Source organism: Cardiobacterium hominis (assembly GCF_900637305.1).
GTDB lineage: Bacteria > Pseudomonadota > Gammaproteobacteria > Cardiobacteriales > Cardiobacteriaceae > Cardiobacterium > Cardiobacterium hominis.
On sequence record NZ_LR134365.1, the window covers coordinates 818,995 to 833,690 of the forward strand.

Annotated in this window: 10 protein-coding genes; all 10 read left to right on the forward strand. The window is 53.4% G+C overall.

What is annotated here, in order from left to right; translation table 11 throughout:
- Positions 1–49: 49 nt before the first annotated feature.
- On the forward strand, positions 50–4,123 hold the full coding sequence (rpoB, locus tag EL199_RS03870) for a DNA-directed RNA polymerase subunit beta (protein ID WP_004138914.1): 4,074 nt from the start codon (positions 50–52) through the stop codon (positions 4,121–4,123).
- A 21-nt stretch (positions 4,124–4,144) separates the two neighbouring features.
- Positions 4,145–8,392, forward strand: coding sequence for a DNA-directed RNA polymerase subunit beta' (gene rpoC / locus EL199_RS03875; RefSeq protein WP_004138916.1), 4,248 nt, complete (start codon positions 4,145–4,147; stop codon positions 8,390–8,392).
- A gap of 139 nt (positions 8,393–8,531) precedes the next feature.
- The gene (gene rpsL / locus EL199_RS03880) at positions 8,532–8,906 is read left to right on the forward strand and encodes a 30S ribosomal protein S12 (protein ID WP_006984585.1); all 375 of its coding nucleotides are present in this window, start codon (positions 8,532–8,534) and stop codon (positions 8,904–8,906) included.
- 17 nt (positions 8,907–8,923) lie between these two features.
- Positions 8,924–9,394, forward strand: coding sequence for a 30S ribosomal protein S7 (gene rpsG, locus EL199_RS03885; RefSeq protein ID WP_004138920.1), 471 nt, complete (start codon positions 8,924–8,926; stop codon positions 9,392–9,394).
- Positions 9,395–9,424: 30 nt separating this feature from the next.
- Positions 9,425–11,521: an elongation factor G gene (gene fusA, locus EL199_RS03890; RefSeq protein WP_004138922.1), complete on the forward strand. Its 2,097-nt coding sequence runs from the start codon at positions 9,425–9,427 to the stop codon at positions 11,519–11,521.
- A 22-nt stretch (positions 11,522–11,543) separates the two neighbouring features.
- The gene (gene tuf, locus EL199_RS03895) at positions 11,544–12,734 is read left to right on the forward strand and encodes an elongation factor Tu (protein ID WP_126316002.1); all 1,191 of its coding nucleotides are present in this window, start codon (positions 11,544–11,546) and stop codon (positions 12,732–12,734) included.
- 5 nt (positions 12,735–12,739) lie between these two features.
- A complete protein-coding gene (gene rpsJ / locus EL199_RS03900; protein ID WP_004138926.1) occupies positions 12,740–13,054 on the forward strand; it encodes a 30S ribosomal protein S10 in 315 nt (104 codons plus the stop codon).
- Positions 13,055–13,139: 85 nt separating this feature from the next.
- Positions 13,140–13,778, forward strand: a complete 639-nt coding sequence (gene rplC, locus EL199_RS03905) for a 50S ribosomal protein L3 (RefSeq protein ID WP_040354338.1) — start codon at positions 13,140–13,142, stop codon at positions 13,776–13,778.
- An 11-nt stretch (positions 13,779–13,789) separates the two neighbouring features.
- The gene (gene rplD / locus EL199_RS03910; protein WP_040354340.1) at positions 13,790–14,398 is read left to right on the forward strand and encodes a 50S ribosomal protein L4; all 609 of its coding nucleotides are present in this window, start codon (positions 13,790–13,792) and stop codon (positions 14,396–14,398) included.
- The gene (gene rplW, locus EL199_RS03915) at positions 14,395–14,694 is read left to right on the forward strand and encodes a 50S ribosomal protein L23 (protein ID WP_004138931.1); all 300 of its coding nucleotides are present in this window, start codon (positions 14,395–14,397) and stop codon (positions 14,692–14,694) included. Before rplD ends, rplW begins: the two co-directional genes overlap by 4 nt.
- The last annotated feature ends 2 nt before the right edge of the window (positions 14,695–14,696 follow it).

Here is a 14,696-nt window from a genome sequence, read left to right on the forward strand (position 1 = left end):
CGATTTTCCGTGCCCTGCGCATGTTCTGACGTCCGAGGTTAATGCCGTTATGACTTATACGTTTACCGAGAAAAAACGCATCCGCAAAAATTTCAGCAAACATCCCACCGTGCTGGATACACCTTATTTGCTATCGATGCAGCTGGATTCTTATCGTGACTTTTTGCAGAAGGGTATTCCATCGGACAAACGCGCCGATATTGGCCTGCATGAGGCGTTTTCCTCCATTTTCCCGATTGAAAGCCATAATGGATTGGTCGAATTGCAATATGTCGGCTATGAATTGGGGCGACCTGAATTCGATGTACGCGAATGTCAGTTACGTGGTGTGACCTATGCCTCGCCATTGCGGGTCCGGATGCGTCTTGCCATTTATGACAAGGGGAATCACGACAAGCGCAAGCTGAAACAAATTATTGAATCTGAACCGGTCTTTATGGGCGAGATGCCGTTGATGACCGATAACGGAACATTCGTGATTAACGGTACCGAGCGTGTCATTGTCTCCCAGCTGCACCGCTCTCCGGGGGTGTTTTTTGACCACGATAAAGGCGTTGGTCACAGTTCCGGCAAATTGTTGTTTTCTGCCCGCGTTATTCCCTATCGTGGCTCTTGGCTGGATTTTGAATTCGATGCCAAAGACTTGCTCTATTGCCGTATTGACCGCCGTCGTAAATTGCCGGTGACCGTGCTTTTGCACGCGCTTGGTTATACGGATGCGGAAATTCTCGGCGAGTTCTTTGAAACGCAAACTTTCAAAATCAGCAAAAACAAGCTGGAAATGAAATTCCAGCCAGCGCAATTCAAGGGTGAAGCGGTTGCTTTTGATATTATGGCCGATGGCGAAGTGTTGGTCGAAGCTGGCAAACGCATCACTTCCCGCCATGTGCGCCAATTGGAAGAAAAGAACGTTACCAGCCAAGTCGTGCCAATGGACTTTGTCGTTGGCAAGATTCTTGCCAAGGATTTAATTGACAAGGAAAGCGGCGAGTTGGTTTTACAGGCCAATACGGTTCTTACCGAAGAGCATATCGTGAAGTTTATTGAATTGGGCGTAAAAACGTTTGAAACGCTTTATGTCAATGAGCTGGACCGTGGCGCTTATATTGCTGATACTTTGCGTGCTGATGAAAGCACTGATCAGGATAATGCGCGGGCGGAAATTTACCGCATGATGCGTCCGGGTGAACCGCCAACGAAAGATGCGGCAGATGGTCTTTTTGAAAATCTTTTTTTCAATGAAGAACGCTATGATCTTTCCCGCGTCGGGCGGATGAAATTCAATCGCCGCTTGGGGATTGAGGAAAAAGAAGGTAGCGGCGTGCTTTCCAGGGAAGATATTGTCCGCGTCCTGAAAACACTGATTGCCATTAAAGATGGTGACGGTACGGTTGATGATATTGACCACCTCGGTAATCGCCGCATCCGTTGCGTCGGTGAAATGGCAGCCAATGCTTTCCGCATTGGTTTGGTGCGCCTCGAGCGCTCGATTAAAGAGCGCCTAAGCCAGGTTGAATCCGAACAATTGACGCCGAAAGATTTGATTAACCAAAAACCGGTTTCCGCCGCGATCAAAGAATTCTTCGGCTCTTCGCAGTTGTCGCAATTTATGGATCAGAACAACCCGCTGTCGGAAGTCACTCACAAGCGCCGTATTTCCGCGCTCGGCCCGGGTGGCCTGACGCGCGAACGCGCGGGTTTTGAAGTGCGCGACGTACACCCGACGCATTATGGTCGTCTCTGCCCCATTGAAACGCCGGAAGGTCCGAACATCGGCTTGATCAACTCGCTTGCCGTTTATGCCAAAACCAATGAATACGGTTTCCTTGAAACGCCGTATCGGAAAGTCGTGGATGGCAAGGTGACGATGGAAACGGAATATCTTTCTGCAATTGAGGAATCCAAATACGTTATCGCCCAGGCGAATGCCGCGCTTAATGAAGACGGCACTTTCCGCGACGATCTTGTCTCTGCCCGCTACGAAAATGAATTCATGCTGGCGCGTGCTGACCGTATTGATTATATGGACGTTTCGCCGAAGCAGATCGTCTCCGTCGCCGCTTCGCTTATTCCATTCTTGGAGCATGATGACGCTAACCGTGCGTTGATGGGCTCGAACATGCAGCGTCAGGCGGTGCCGACGTTGCGCGCCGATAAGCCCTTGGTCGGCACCGGTATGGAGCGGGTCGTTGCTAGCGATTCCGGCGTATTGGTGCGCGCCGAGCGTGGCGGGGTGATTGATCTCGTTGATTCCTCGCGTATTGTCGTCAAAGTCAATGATGATGAAGTGCAGCCGGGCGGTCTGGGGGTGGATATTTACAACCTCACCAAATACACCCGCTCCAACCAGAACACTTGTATCAACCAGAAGCCGCTGGTCAAGCCGGGCGATGTGGTCGCGCGTGGTGATGTACTCGCCGACGGCCCGTCCACCGATTTGGGCGAACTGGCGCTGGGGCAGAATATGCTCATCGCCTTCATGCCTTGGAACGGCTATAACTTCGAGGACTCCATCCTCATTTCCGAGCGTGTTGTCCAGGAAGACCGCTTTACCACCATTCACATCGAGGAGCTGACCTGCGTCGCGCGCGACACCAAACTCGGCTCGGAAGAAATCAGTAGCGATATTCCGAACGTCAAGGAAAGTGCGTTGGCGAAACTGGATGGCACCGGTATCGTTCATATCGGTGCGGAGGTGAAAGCGGGCGATATTCTCGTCGGTAAAGTTACACCGAAGGGCGAGCGCTCGCAGTCACCGGAAGAGAAACTCTTGCGTGCGATTTTTGGCGAGAAAGCCTCTGACGTCAAAGACAGCTCGCTGCGCGTGCCGACCGGTATGGACGGTACCGTGGTGGACGTGCGCGTTTACACCCGTGATGGTGTGGAAAAAGACGCGCGCGCGAAAGAAATCGAGGCGATGGAAATCGAGAGCATCGCCAAAAACATTAAAGACCAATTGCGCGTCTTTGAAAGCGATATTCACGAACGGGTGGCGCGATTGCTGCTCGGTCAGGCGGTCAAAAAGGCGCCGAAGCGTAAGTCTGGCGACTTGGTCGATCAGGCGCTGTTGAACGAACTCAAGCCGGAGCAGTGGTTTGATCTGCGCCTGCAAGAAGCTGACATCAACGAACAGCTCGATGGTATGCACCAGTTGCTGCTCGACAAGCGGCGCGAGTTGCAGGACTACTACGAGGAAAAAAAGGCCAAGTTTGCCCAAGGCGACGACCTTGCCCCGGGGGTGCTGAAAATGGTCAAAGTCTATCTTGCCGTCAAACGTCGCCTGCAACCGGGTGACAAAATGGCGGGTCGCCACGGGAACAAGGGTGTGGTGTCACGCATCGTTCCGGTGGAAGACATGCCATATATGGAAGATGGCACCCCGGTTGATATCTGCCTCAACCCGCTCGGTGTACCTTCGCGGATGAACATCGGCCAGGTGCTGGAAACGCACCTCGGTTGGGCGGCGCGTGGTATCGGGCTGCGCATCGGCGAAATGCTTGACCAGAATGAAAAACCGCGCAAATTGCGGGATTATCTGAACGAAGTCTATAACCATGACAGCCAGCGCGAAGCGCTCGACAGTCTTGATGACGGTGATTTCGTCGCCCTTTGCCAAAATCTGCGTGCCGGGGTACCGATGGCGACGCCAGTCTTTGACGGGGCGAAAGAAGCCGAAGTGCAGCGCATGCTGGAGTTGGCCGGGCTGCCGAAGAGTGGTCAGACCCGCCTTTACGACGGCCGCACCGGCGAACCGTTCGACCGCGACGTCACCGTCGGCTACATGTACATGCTCAAGCTGAACCACTTGGTTGATGACAAAATGCACGCGCGCTCTACCGGGCCGTACTCGCTCGTCACCCAACAGCCGCTTGGTGGCCGTGCCCAGTTCGGCGGGCAGCGTTTCGGGGAGATGGAGGTGTGGGCGCTGGAAGCCTATGGCGCCGCTTACACCCTGCAGGAAATGCTGACGGTGAAATCGGACGACGTCGAAGGCCGCACCAAAATGTACAAAAACATTGTCGATGGCAACTTGCAGATCGATCCCGGCATGCCGGAGTCGTTCAACGTACTCACCAAGGAAATCAAGGCCCTCGCCATCAACATCGATCTGGAACAGGAATAATCAACGCAGGCAGGTTTTCACATGAAAGAACTCATCAATATGTTCAAACCGCAGGACGGCGTGGATGACTTTGATCGCATCCGCATCGGCCTCGCTTCTCCCGACATGATCCGCTCTTGGTCGTTCGGTGAAGTCAAAAAACCTGAAACGATCAACTACCGCACCTTCAAGCCGGAACGCGACGGCCTGTTCTGCGCCAAAATCTTCGGGCCTATCAAAGATTACGAATGCCTCTGCGGCAAATATAAGCGCCTCAAGCACCGCGGTGTTGTCTGCGAAAAATGTGGCGTGGAAGTCACCAAATCCAGCGTTCGTCGTGAGCGCATGGGGCATATCGAACTGGCTACTCCAGTCGCGCACATCTGGTTTTTGAAATCGCTGCCGTCGCGCATCGGCCTGCTGCTTGACCTCACCCTGCGTGAAATCGAGCGGGTATTGTATTTTGAATCCTTCATCGTCCTCGATCCGGGCATGACGCCGCTGGAAAAGAACCAGCTGCTCAACGAAGAAGCCTATTTGAATGCGGTGGAAGAATACGGTCACGAATTCAAGGCGATGATGGGCGCGGAAGCGATTCAGGAAATCCTGCGCAGCACCGATTGGCGCGATGTCCTGCAAACGCTGAAAGAAGAGTTGGAGCAAACCTCTTCCGAAACCAAGAAAAAACGTCTGGTGAAGCGCATCAACCTGATTGACGCCTTCGTCCCTGACCCGGATGACCCGAAAAAAGTCGTCGGCAAACCGGAATGGCTGATTCTCAACGTGCTGCCGGTACTGCCGCCTGACCTGCGTCCGCTGGTGCCGCTCGACTCCGGCCGCTTTGCGACTTCCGATTTGAACGATCTCTATCGCCGCGTCATTAACCGTAACAACCGCCTGAAGCGCCTGCTGGAGCTGTTCGCGCCGGACATCATCGTCCGCAACGAGAAGCGGATGCTGCAAGAAGCGGTTGACTCGCTGCTCGATAACGGCCGTCGTGGCCGCACCGTCACCGGTTCCAACAAGCGTCCGCTGAAGTCGCTTGCCGACATGATCAAGGGCAAGCAGGGGCGTTTCCGGCAAAACCTGCTGGGCAAGCGCGTCGACTACTCCGGCCGCTCCGTTATCGTGGTTGGTCCGACCCTGCGCTTGCACCAATGCGGCCTGCCGAAACGCATGGCGCTGGAACTGTTCAAACCGTTCATCTTCCAGCAGCTGATTGAAAAAGAACAGGCACCGACTATCAAAGCGGCGAAGCTGATGGTGGAGCGCGACGAGCCGGAAGTCTGGGATGCGCTGGAATACGTGATCCGCGAACACCCGGTCATGCTCAACCGTGCGCCAACCCTGCACCGCCTCGGCATTCAGGCGTTTGAACCGATCCTGATTGAAGGTAAGGCAATTCAGCTGCACCCGCTGGTTTGTGCCGCATTCAACGCTGACTTTGACGGCGACCAGATGGCCGTGCACGTACCGCTCTCGCTGGAAGCGCAGTTGGAAGCGCGCGCGCTGATGATGAGCTCGAACAACATCCTCTCGCCTTCCAACGGCGAGCCGATTATCGTGCCGTCGCAGGACGTGGTACTCGGCCTCTATTACATGACGCGCGAACGCGTCAATGCGAAAGGCGAGGGCATGCGCTTTGCCGATATCAAAGAAGTAGAGCGCGCCTACCAAGCGGGCGAAGTGCACCTGCAAGCGAAGATTGAAGTGCGTCTGGACCTCTTTGAAGACGGCAGCAAAAATTTCCGCCGCATCCAGACTACCGTTGGCCGTGCGCTGCTGTCGCAAATCCTGCCGGAAGGGCTATCGTTTGACCTCATCAACCGTGCGATGAACAAAAAGGCGATTTCCAACCTGATCAACCAGTGCTACCGCCAGATTGGCCAGAAAGAAACCGTCATCCTCGCCGACCAGCTGATGTACACCGGTTACCGCTACGCGACCTACTCTGGCGCGTCCATCGGTATCGTCGATATGGTCGTGCCGGCGGCGAAAGCGGAAATCCTGCAAACGTCTGAAAACGAAGTGAAGGAAATCGAAGACCAGTACGCCAGCGGTCTCCTTACCCAAGGCGAAAAATACAACAAAGTCATCGATATCTGGTCACGCGCCAACGAAAAACTGGCGAAGGCGATGATGGACAACCTGCGCCAGGAAGATGTGGTCAACCGCGACGGCGAAACCGTCAAGCAGGAATCCTTCAATTCCGTGTACATGATGGCGGACTCCGGCGCGCGGGGCTCTGCGGCGCAGATTCGTCAGCTCGCCGGCATGCGTGGTCTGATGGCCAAGCCGGACGGCTCCATCATCGAAACACCGATTACCGCGAACTTCCGTGAGGGGTTGAACGTCCTGCAATACTTCATCTCTACCCACGGCGCGCGCAAAGGTCTGGCCGATACCGCGCTGAAAACCGCAAACTCCGGCTACCTTACCCGCCGTTTGGTGGACGTTTCGCAAGACGTAGTCGTCAACGAAGAAGACTGCGGCACGACGCGCGGCTTTGAAATTCAGGCGGTGGTTGAAGGCGGCGATGTGGTCGAGCGCCTGAGTGACCGCGTGTTGGGACGCGTACTGGCCGAACCGGTCGTCAATCAAGACGGTACCGTCGTACTGGATGCGGGCACCCTGCTCGAAGAAAAAGAAATCGCCGTGCTGGAAAGCGCGGGCGTGGATCGCGTTGTGGTGCGCTCGGTCATTACCTGTGAATCGCGCTACGGCGTCTGTGCGCAGTGCTATGGCCGTGATTTGGCGCGCGGACACCGCGTTAACGTCGGCGAAGCCGTCGGCGTCATCGCCGCGCAATCCATCGGTGAGCCGGGTACCCAGCTGACGATGCGTACCTTCCACATCGGCGGGGCAGCATCGAGCGCGGCCGCGGTTGGTTCCGTTGAAGCGAAGACCAACGGTACCGTGCGCCTGACCAATATCAAAACGGTCACTAACAAAGACGGCAAACTGGTCGCGGTTTCCCGCTCTGGCGAATTGTCGGTCATTGACCAGAACGGCCACGAACGTGAGCGCTATAAAATGCCCTACGGTGCAACGCTTGGCATCGAGCACGGTGACGAAGTCAAACAGGGACAGTTGCTCGCCAGCTGGGATCCGCACACCCACCCGATTATCGCCGAGGTGAGCGGTCGCATCGTCTTCCAGGATTTCGAAGATGGCGTTACCGTCCAGGAATCCTCCGATGCCGACACCGGTTTGACGGTACGGACCATCATGGATAACGCGCTGCGCTCCACTTCCGCCAAGGACAAGCGTCCGCTGATTCAACTGCTGGACGACAACGGCCAGCCGGTAAAACAGGCTGGTTCCGATATCCCGGTCAACTACTTCCTGCCGGGCGGCGCGATTGTTCACCTGGACGATGGTGCCAAGGTAGAAGTGGGTGACGTTCTGGCGCGTATGCCGCAGGCGTCTGGGAAAACCGCGGACATCACCGGTGGCCTGCCGCGCGTTGCCGACCTCTTTGAAGCGCGCAAACCGAAAGAGCCGGCGATTCTCGCTGAAAAAACCGGTACCGTCTCCTTTGGCAAAGAAACCAAAGGCAAACAACGCCTCATCATCAGCGCAGAGGATAACGAAGTCATCGAAATCCTTATCCCGAAATGGCGTCGTCTCAACGTCTTTGAAGGCGAACAGGTCAAACAGGGCGACGTGCTGGCCGATGGCGAACTGACCCCGCATGACATCCTGCGCCTGCGTGGCGTGGCGGAACTGGCAGCACATATCGTGCGCGAAATCCAGAACGTTTACCGCCTGCAAGGGGTAAAAATCAACGACAAACACATCGAAGTTATCGTGCGCCAGATGCTGCGCAAGGTAATCGTGCTCGATGCCGGCGAATCCCGTCTGATCGTCGGCGAGCAGGTCGATTTGCAGCGCGTTCTCAGCGAGAACGACCGCCTGCAAGCCCAGGGCAAACTGCCGGTGCGTTACGAACCGGTGTTGATGGGTATCACCAAAGCATCCCTGGCAACCGAGTCCTTCGTATCGGCGGCCTCATTCCAGGAAACCACCCGCGTCCTGACCGAGGCCGCGGTGCTGGGCAGTTTCGACGAATTGCGCGGTCTGAAAGAAAACGTTATCGTCGGTCGCCTGATTCCGGCAGGTACAGGCTTGGCCTATCACCAACAGCGTCGCGCCAACCGCGAAGAAGAGCAGGCGCTGTTCGAGATGGTCAAAGAAGAAGATGCCGAAGCGGAAACGCTGGCAGAAACCGGAAAAATGGTGATGGCTGAAGCAGAAATGCCAGTCGACGGTGCTGACGACACCGAGTAAGTCATCATGCCAGTCAAGTTCCCGCGGCAGCGTGAGCGTTGCGCGGGCTTGACATCCCAGAAGCAGGGGCATACTATGCGCCACCTTTGGCGTAGCGCCGCTGAAATTAAATTTATGAAAAGTTTGGAGAACTTTATTCATGGCAACTGTTAACCAGCTCGTGCGCAGCCCGCGTACGCGCCAGAAAGAAAAAAACAACGTTCCTGCACTGCAGGGCTGTCCGCAAAAACGTGGCGTGTGCACCCGTGTGTACACCACCACGCCGAAAAAACCGAACTCTGCGATGCGCAAGGTTGCACGTACCCGTTTGACCAACAAGTACGAAGTAACCGCCTATATTGGCGGTGAAGGGCACAACCTGCAAGAGCACTCCCTGGTGCTTATTCGCGGCGGACGGGTCAAAGACTTGCCGGGCGTGCGTTACCACATCGTGCGTGGTGCGCTGGATACCGCTGGCGTGAAAGACCGCAAACAAGGTCGTTCCAAATACGGCGCCAAACGTCCCAAGTCATAACTTAAGGAAACCGTCTTATGTCAAGAAGAGTACGTGCACCGATCCGTCAGATTCTGCCGGATCCGAAATTTGGTAACGTCGTCGTTGCCAAATTCATCAACATCCTGATGGTGAGTGGCAAAAAATCCGTCGCAGAAAAAGTGGTTTATGAAGCGTTGGAAAAAGCTGCCGAGAAAAAACAGCTGCAACCGGTAGAAGTACTGGAAGAAGCACTGGAAAAAGTCCGTCCGGCGGTAGAAGTCAAATCCCGCCGTGTGGGTGGCGCGACCTATCAGGTTCCGGTCGAAGTGCGTCCGGTCCGTCAAAACGCTTTGGCGATGCGCTGGCTGATTGATGCGGCACGCAAACGTAACGAGAAATCCATGGCGCAGCGTCTGGCTGCCGAGTTTCTCGAAGCGCTGGAAGATCGTGGCGCAGCTGTCAAAAAACGCGACGATACGCACCGTATGGCGGAAGCGAACCGCGCGTTCGCCCACTTCCGCTGGTAACGCGTTCACCATAAGGAGTCAAACAAACACATGGCACGCAAAACCCAAATTAACCGATACCGTAACCTCGGTATCATGGCGCATATCGACGCCGGCAAAACGACGACGACCGAGCGCATCCTTTACTACACCGGTATGTCGCACAGAATCGGCGAAGTGCACGAAGGTGCAGCGACGATGGACTGGATGGAACAGGAGCAAGAGCGCGGGATTACGATTACTTCCGCTGCGACGACCTGCTTCTGGAAAGGCATGGGTGGTCAATTCGATGAACACCGCATCAACATCATCGATACTCCCGGGCACGTAGACTTCACCATTGAAGTAGAGCGCTCACTGCGGGTGCTTGATGGCGCTTGCCTGGTACTCTGCGCAGTCGGCGGCGTACAGCCGCAAACTGAAACCGTTTGGCGTCAAGCTAACAAGTACCGCGTTCCGCGCATCGCTTACGTCAACAAAATGGACCGCACCGGGGCGGACTTCCTGCGCGTTGTCAAACAAATGGAAGACCGTCTGAATGCGCAACCGATTCCGCTGCAACTGCCGGTTGGTGCTGAAGAAAACTTCAAAGGCGTCATTGACCTCATTAAGATGAAAGAAATTATCTGGAATGAGGATGACAAAGGCATGACCTTCAAATATGCCGATATTCCTGCTGATCTGCTTGCAGCCTGCGAAGCACAACGTGAAAAACTGGTTGAAGCCGCTGCTGAAGCTAACGAAACCCTGATGGAAAAATATCTGGGTGGTGAGGCGCTGAGCGAAGAAGAAATTATCACCGGTCTGCGTGAGCGCACGATTAATAACGAAATTGTTCCGGTCGTTTGCGGTTCATCCTTCAAGAACAAGGGTGTACAGGCGATGCTGGATAAGGTTATTGAATTGCTGCCAAGCCCGGTTGATATCGATGCGATTCAAGGGGTCAACCCGAATACCGAAGAAGCGGATAGCCGCGAAGCGGATGACAATGCACCGTTCTCCGCTCTGGCATTCAAGATTGCTACTGACCCGTTCGTGGGTACGTTGACCTTCGTGCGTTGCTATTCTGGCGTCCTGGAAGCAGGCACTACTGTGCTCAACTCCGTCAAAGACAAACGCGAACGTATCGGCCGTATCGTCCAGATGCATGCCAATACCCGTGAAGAAATCAAAGAAGTCTATGCGGGTGATATTGCAGCGTGCGTCGGCTTGAAAGATGTCATTACTGGTGAAACCCTGTGTGATGTCAATAAGCCGATTATTCTGGAGCGGATGGAATTCCCCGAGCCGGTTATAGCTGTCGCGGTTGAACCGAAGACCAAGTCTGACCAAGAAAAAATGGGCATGGCCTTGGCCAAGCTGGCGCAAGAAGATCCGTCATTCCGTGTGCATACTGATGAAGAAACCGGGCAGACCATTATCTCCGGTATGGGTGAGCTGCACCTGGAAATTATCGTCGACCGTATGAAGCGTGAGTTTAAAGTAGAAGCTAACGTCGGCGCACCGCAAGTCGCCTATCGTGAAGCACTACGTGAAAGTGTCGAGCAAGAAGGTAAATTTGTGCGTCAATCGGGTGGCCGTGGTCAATACGGTCACGTCTGGCTGCGTATCGAACCGCAGGAGCCTGGTTTTGGCTACGAGTTCGTCAACGCGATTGTCGGTGGTGTCGTTCCCAAAGAATACATCCCTGCTGTTGACAAGGGCGTGCAAGAACAAATGCAAAATGGTGTACTGGCAGGCTATCCGGTGGTGGATGTCAAAGTTACCCTGTTTGACGGTTCATTCCACGAAGTGGATTCCTCAGAAATGGCATTTAAATTGGCCGGTTCTGAAGGCTTCAAACTGGGGGCACGCAAGGCCAAGCCGGTATTGCTGGAGCCGATGATGAAAGTGGAAGTTTCTACACCCGAAGATTACATGGGCGACGTCATCGGTGACCTGAACAGCCGTCGCGGCCTCATCCAAGGTATGGATGATGAAGCAAGCGGCAAGATTGTCCGCGCTCAAGTCCCGCTGGCAAAAATGTTCGGCTATGCCACCTCATTACGCTCATTGAGCCAAGGTCGCGCCAGCTATTCCATGGAATTTGACTGCTACAATGAAGCGCCGAGCAACGTTGTTGACGAAGTCATCAAGAGCAAATCCTGATTTTTATTTTTGGAGTTAAATCATGTCTAAAGAGAAATTTTCCCGAACCAAACCGCACGTAAACGTCGGTACTATCGGCCACGTTGACCACGGTAAGACTACCCTGACAGCTGCGCTGACCAAAGTAGGTGCAGAACGTTTTGGTGGAACCTTCAAGGCTTACGACCAAATTGACGGTGCGCCGGAAGAGCGCGCGCGTGGTATCACCATCTCAACCGCACACGTTGAATACGAATCCCCGAACCGTCACTACGCACACGTAGACTGCCCGGGACACGCCGACTACGTCAAGAACATGATCACCGGTGCGGCACAAATGGATGGCGCAATCCTTGTTTGCTCTGCAGCGGATGGTCCGATGCCGCAAACCCGTGAGCACATCCTGCTCTCCCGTCAAGTAGGCGTGCCGTATATCGTTGTCTACCTGAACAAGGCAGACATGGTTGACGACGCCGAACTGCTTGAGCTGGTTGAAATGGAAGTTCGTGATCTGCTGAGCGAATATGACTTCCCGGGTGACGATACCCCGATCATTATCGGTTCTGCCCTGAAGGCACTTGAAGGCGATCAGTCAGACATTGGCGTACCGTCCATCATCAAACTCGTAGACGCGCTGGACAGCTACATTCCGGAGCCGCAGCGTGACATTGACAAACCGTTCCTGATGCCGATTGAAGACGTCTTCTCTATCTCTGGTCGTGGTACCGTAGTAACCGGACGTATCGAACGTGGTGTTATCAAAGTCGGCGAAGAAATCGAAATAGTCGGTATCCGTCCGACGGCGAAAACCACCTGTACCGGTGTAGAAATGTTCCGCAAACTGCTGGACCAAGGTGAGGCAGGTGATAACGTTGGCGTACTGTTGCGCGGTACCAAGCGTGAAGAAGTTGAGCGTGGCCAAGTATTGGCCAAGCCGGGTACTATCACGCCGCACACCAAATTTGAAGCGGAAGTGTACATTCTGTCCAAAGACGAAGGTGGACGACACACCCCGTTTTTCAAAGGCTATCGTCCGCAATTCTACTTCCGTACCACCGACGTAACCGGCGAATGCATTCTGCCGGAAGGCGTAGAAATGGTCATGCCGGGCGACAACGTGAAGATGAACGTTCACCTGATTTCGCCGATTGCTATGGACGAAGGGCTGCGCTTTGCGATTCGTGAAGGTGGTCGTACAGTAGGTGCTGGCGTCGTCGCTAAAATTATCGAGTAAACGCCATGGCAAATGCACAAAAAATCCGGATTCGTCTGAAGTCATATGATCATCGTCTGATCGATGCTTCCGCGAAGCAGATTGTTGAGACCGCTAAGCGTGCCGGTGCCCAAGTTAAGGGGCCGGTACCGCTTCCTGTGAAAAAAGAGATTTATACCGTATTGATTTCTCCGCATGTCAACAAGGATGCGCGTGATCAATATGAAATGCGCACGCATAAACGTATCATGGATATTGTTGATCCTACGGACAAAACCGTTGATGCGTTGATGAAGTTAGATCTCGCGGCAGGTGTTGACGTAAAGATTGAGTTGCAGTAAAATCGCGCACCTTTCTTGAAAGTCCTGAAAGGCGAAGAGGGTTACCCGCCCTCCTCTCGCCTTTTTCATTTACATGAGGAAAAATATGACAATGGGTTTAGTGGGTCAAAAAATAGGTATGACCCGTATATTTAATGAGGATGGTAGTGCTTGCGCCGTAACGGTTATTGAAGTTAAGCCTAACATCATCTCACAGATCAAAACGCTCGCTACTGACGGTTATAATGCTGTTCAGGTCTCTGTGGGCGAACGAAAAACAAATCGCACCAGCAAGGGGCTTGCGGGGCATTTTGCCAAAGCTAACGTGGCTGCCGGTGTTGTTATTAAGGAATTCCGTATTGCCGCAGAAGATGTTGCTCAATTTAGTTTGGGTAGCGCGGTTGATGTTTCTCTGTTTTCAGAGGGGCAGCGTGTTGATGTCCGTGGGCGCAGCGTTGGTAAAGGGTTTGCCGGCACCATCAAGCGCCACCATTTTAGCGGGCAGCGTAAAACACACGGTAACTCGCTTTCGCATCGTGTGCCGGGTTCTATCGGTCAGAACCAAACCCCAGGTCGTGTTTTCAAGGGAAAGAAAATGTCTGGCCATTTGGGAAACAAAATGCGTAGCACCCAAAACTTGGAAATTGCACGCGTGGATGGCGAGCGTAATCTGCTTCTGATTAAAGGGGCGGTTCCAGGTGCGAAGGGCGGTTTTGTTGTGATTCGTCCGTCAGTAAAAGCATAAAGGAGGCATTCGTGGAAATTAAGTTTAAAAATGCTTCCGGTTCCATCGCGGTTGCAGATGATATATTTAATGTGGCTTTTAATGAACCTTTAGTTCACCAAGTGGTGACCGCATATTTCGCAGGCTCACGTTCTGGAACTAAAGCGCAAAAAACACGTTCGGAAGTTTCTGGCGGTGGCGCTAAACCTTGGAAACAAAAAGGTTCAGGTCGTGCTCGCGCAGGTACCATTCGTTCACCTATTTGGCGTGGTGGTGGCGTGTCGTTTGCTGCAAAACCGCGTGACTATAGTAAAAAAGTCAATCGCAAAATGTATCGTGCTGCGTTGCGTAGTATTTTTTCTGAACTGCAACGTCAAGACCGTCTTTGTCTTGTGGAAGAATTGAATTTTTCTTCAAACAAGACGAAAGACTTCGTGTCATATGCCGCTGAGATGGGATTTGGACAAGACTTTCTTCTGATTACAGAGTCCCTTAATGAGAACCTGTTTTTGGCTTCTCGAAATATTCCTTCTGTTGTGGTTGTGGACGTTGAGGCTATCGATCCTGTGTTGTTGCTTCGTCATGAAAAAGTGGCGATTGACAAACTTGCGATTGAGCGAATTAATGAGTGGCTGTCATGAAACAAGAATATATTTTACAAATCATTCAGGGGCCTTTGGTTACCGAAAAGTCTTCTTCAGCAACGGCAAAAAAACAGCTCGTTTTCAAAGTGGCACGTAAAGCAACTAAAGAAGAGATTAAAGAAGCGGTAGAACAGTTATTAGAAGTTACTGTGGTCGCCGTTAATACGATAAATGTCAAAGGTAAAAGTAAGCGTTTTGGTCAACGCGCAGGCTACCGTAAGGATTTTAAAAAGGCTTACGTTAGCTTGGATAAAGGCGTAGATATGGAAGCTTTATTGTCAGAGCAGGCATAAGG

Excerpts from the sequence above, each read along its gene's own strand:
- rpoB (WP_004138914.1), top strand. The coding sequence starts at position 50 with ATGACTTATACGTTTACCGAGAAAAAACGCATCCGCAAAAATTTCAGC.
- rpoC (WP_004138916.1), top strand. The coding sequence starts at position 4,145 with ATGAAAGAACTCATCAATATGTTCAAACCGCAGGACGGCGTGGATGAC.
- rpsL (WP_006984585.1), top strand. The coding sequence starts at position 8,532 with ATGGCAACTGTTAACCAGCTCGTGCGCAGCCCGCGTACGCGCCAGAAA.
- rpsG (WP_004138920.1), top strand. The coding sequence starts at position 8,924 with ATGTCAAGAAGAGTACGTGCACCGATCCGTCAGATTCTGCCGGATCCG.
- fusA (WP_004138922.1), top strand. The coding sequence starts at position 9,425 with ATGGCACGCAAAACCCAAATTAACCGATACCGTAACCTCGGTATCATG.
- tuf (WP_126316002.1), top strand. The coding sequence starts at position 11,544 with ATGTCTAAAGAGAAATTTTCCCGAACCAAACCGCACGTAAACGTCGGT.
- rpsJ (WP_004138926.1), top strand. The coding sequence starts at position 12,740 with ATGGCAAATGCACAAAAAATCCGGATTCGTCTGAAGTCATATGATCAT.
- rplC (WP_040354338.1), top strand. The coding sequence starts at position 13,140 with ATGACAATGGGTTTAGTGGGTCAAAAAATAGGTATGACCCGTATATTT.
- rplW (WP_004138931.1), top strand. The coding sequence starts at position 14,395 with ATGAAACAAGAATATATTTTACAAATCATTCAGGGGCCTTTGGTTACC.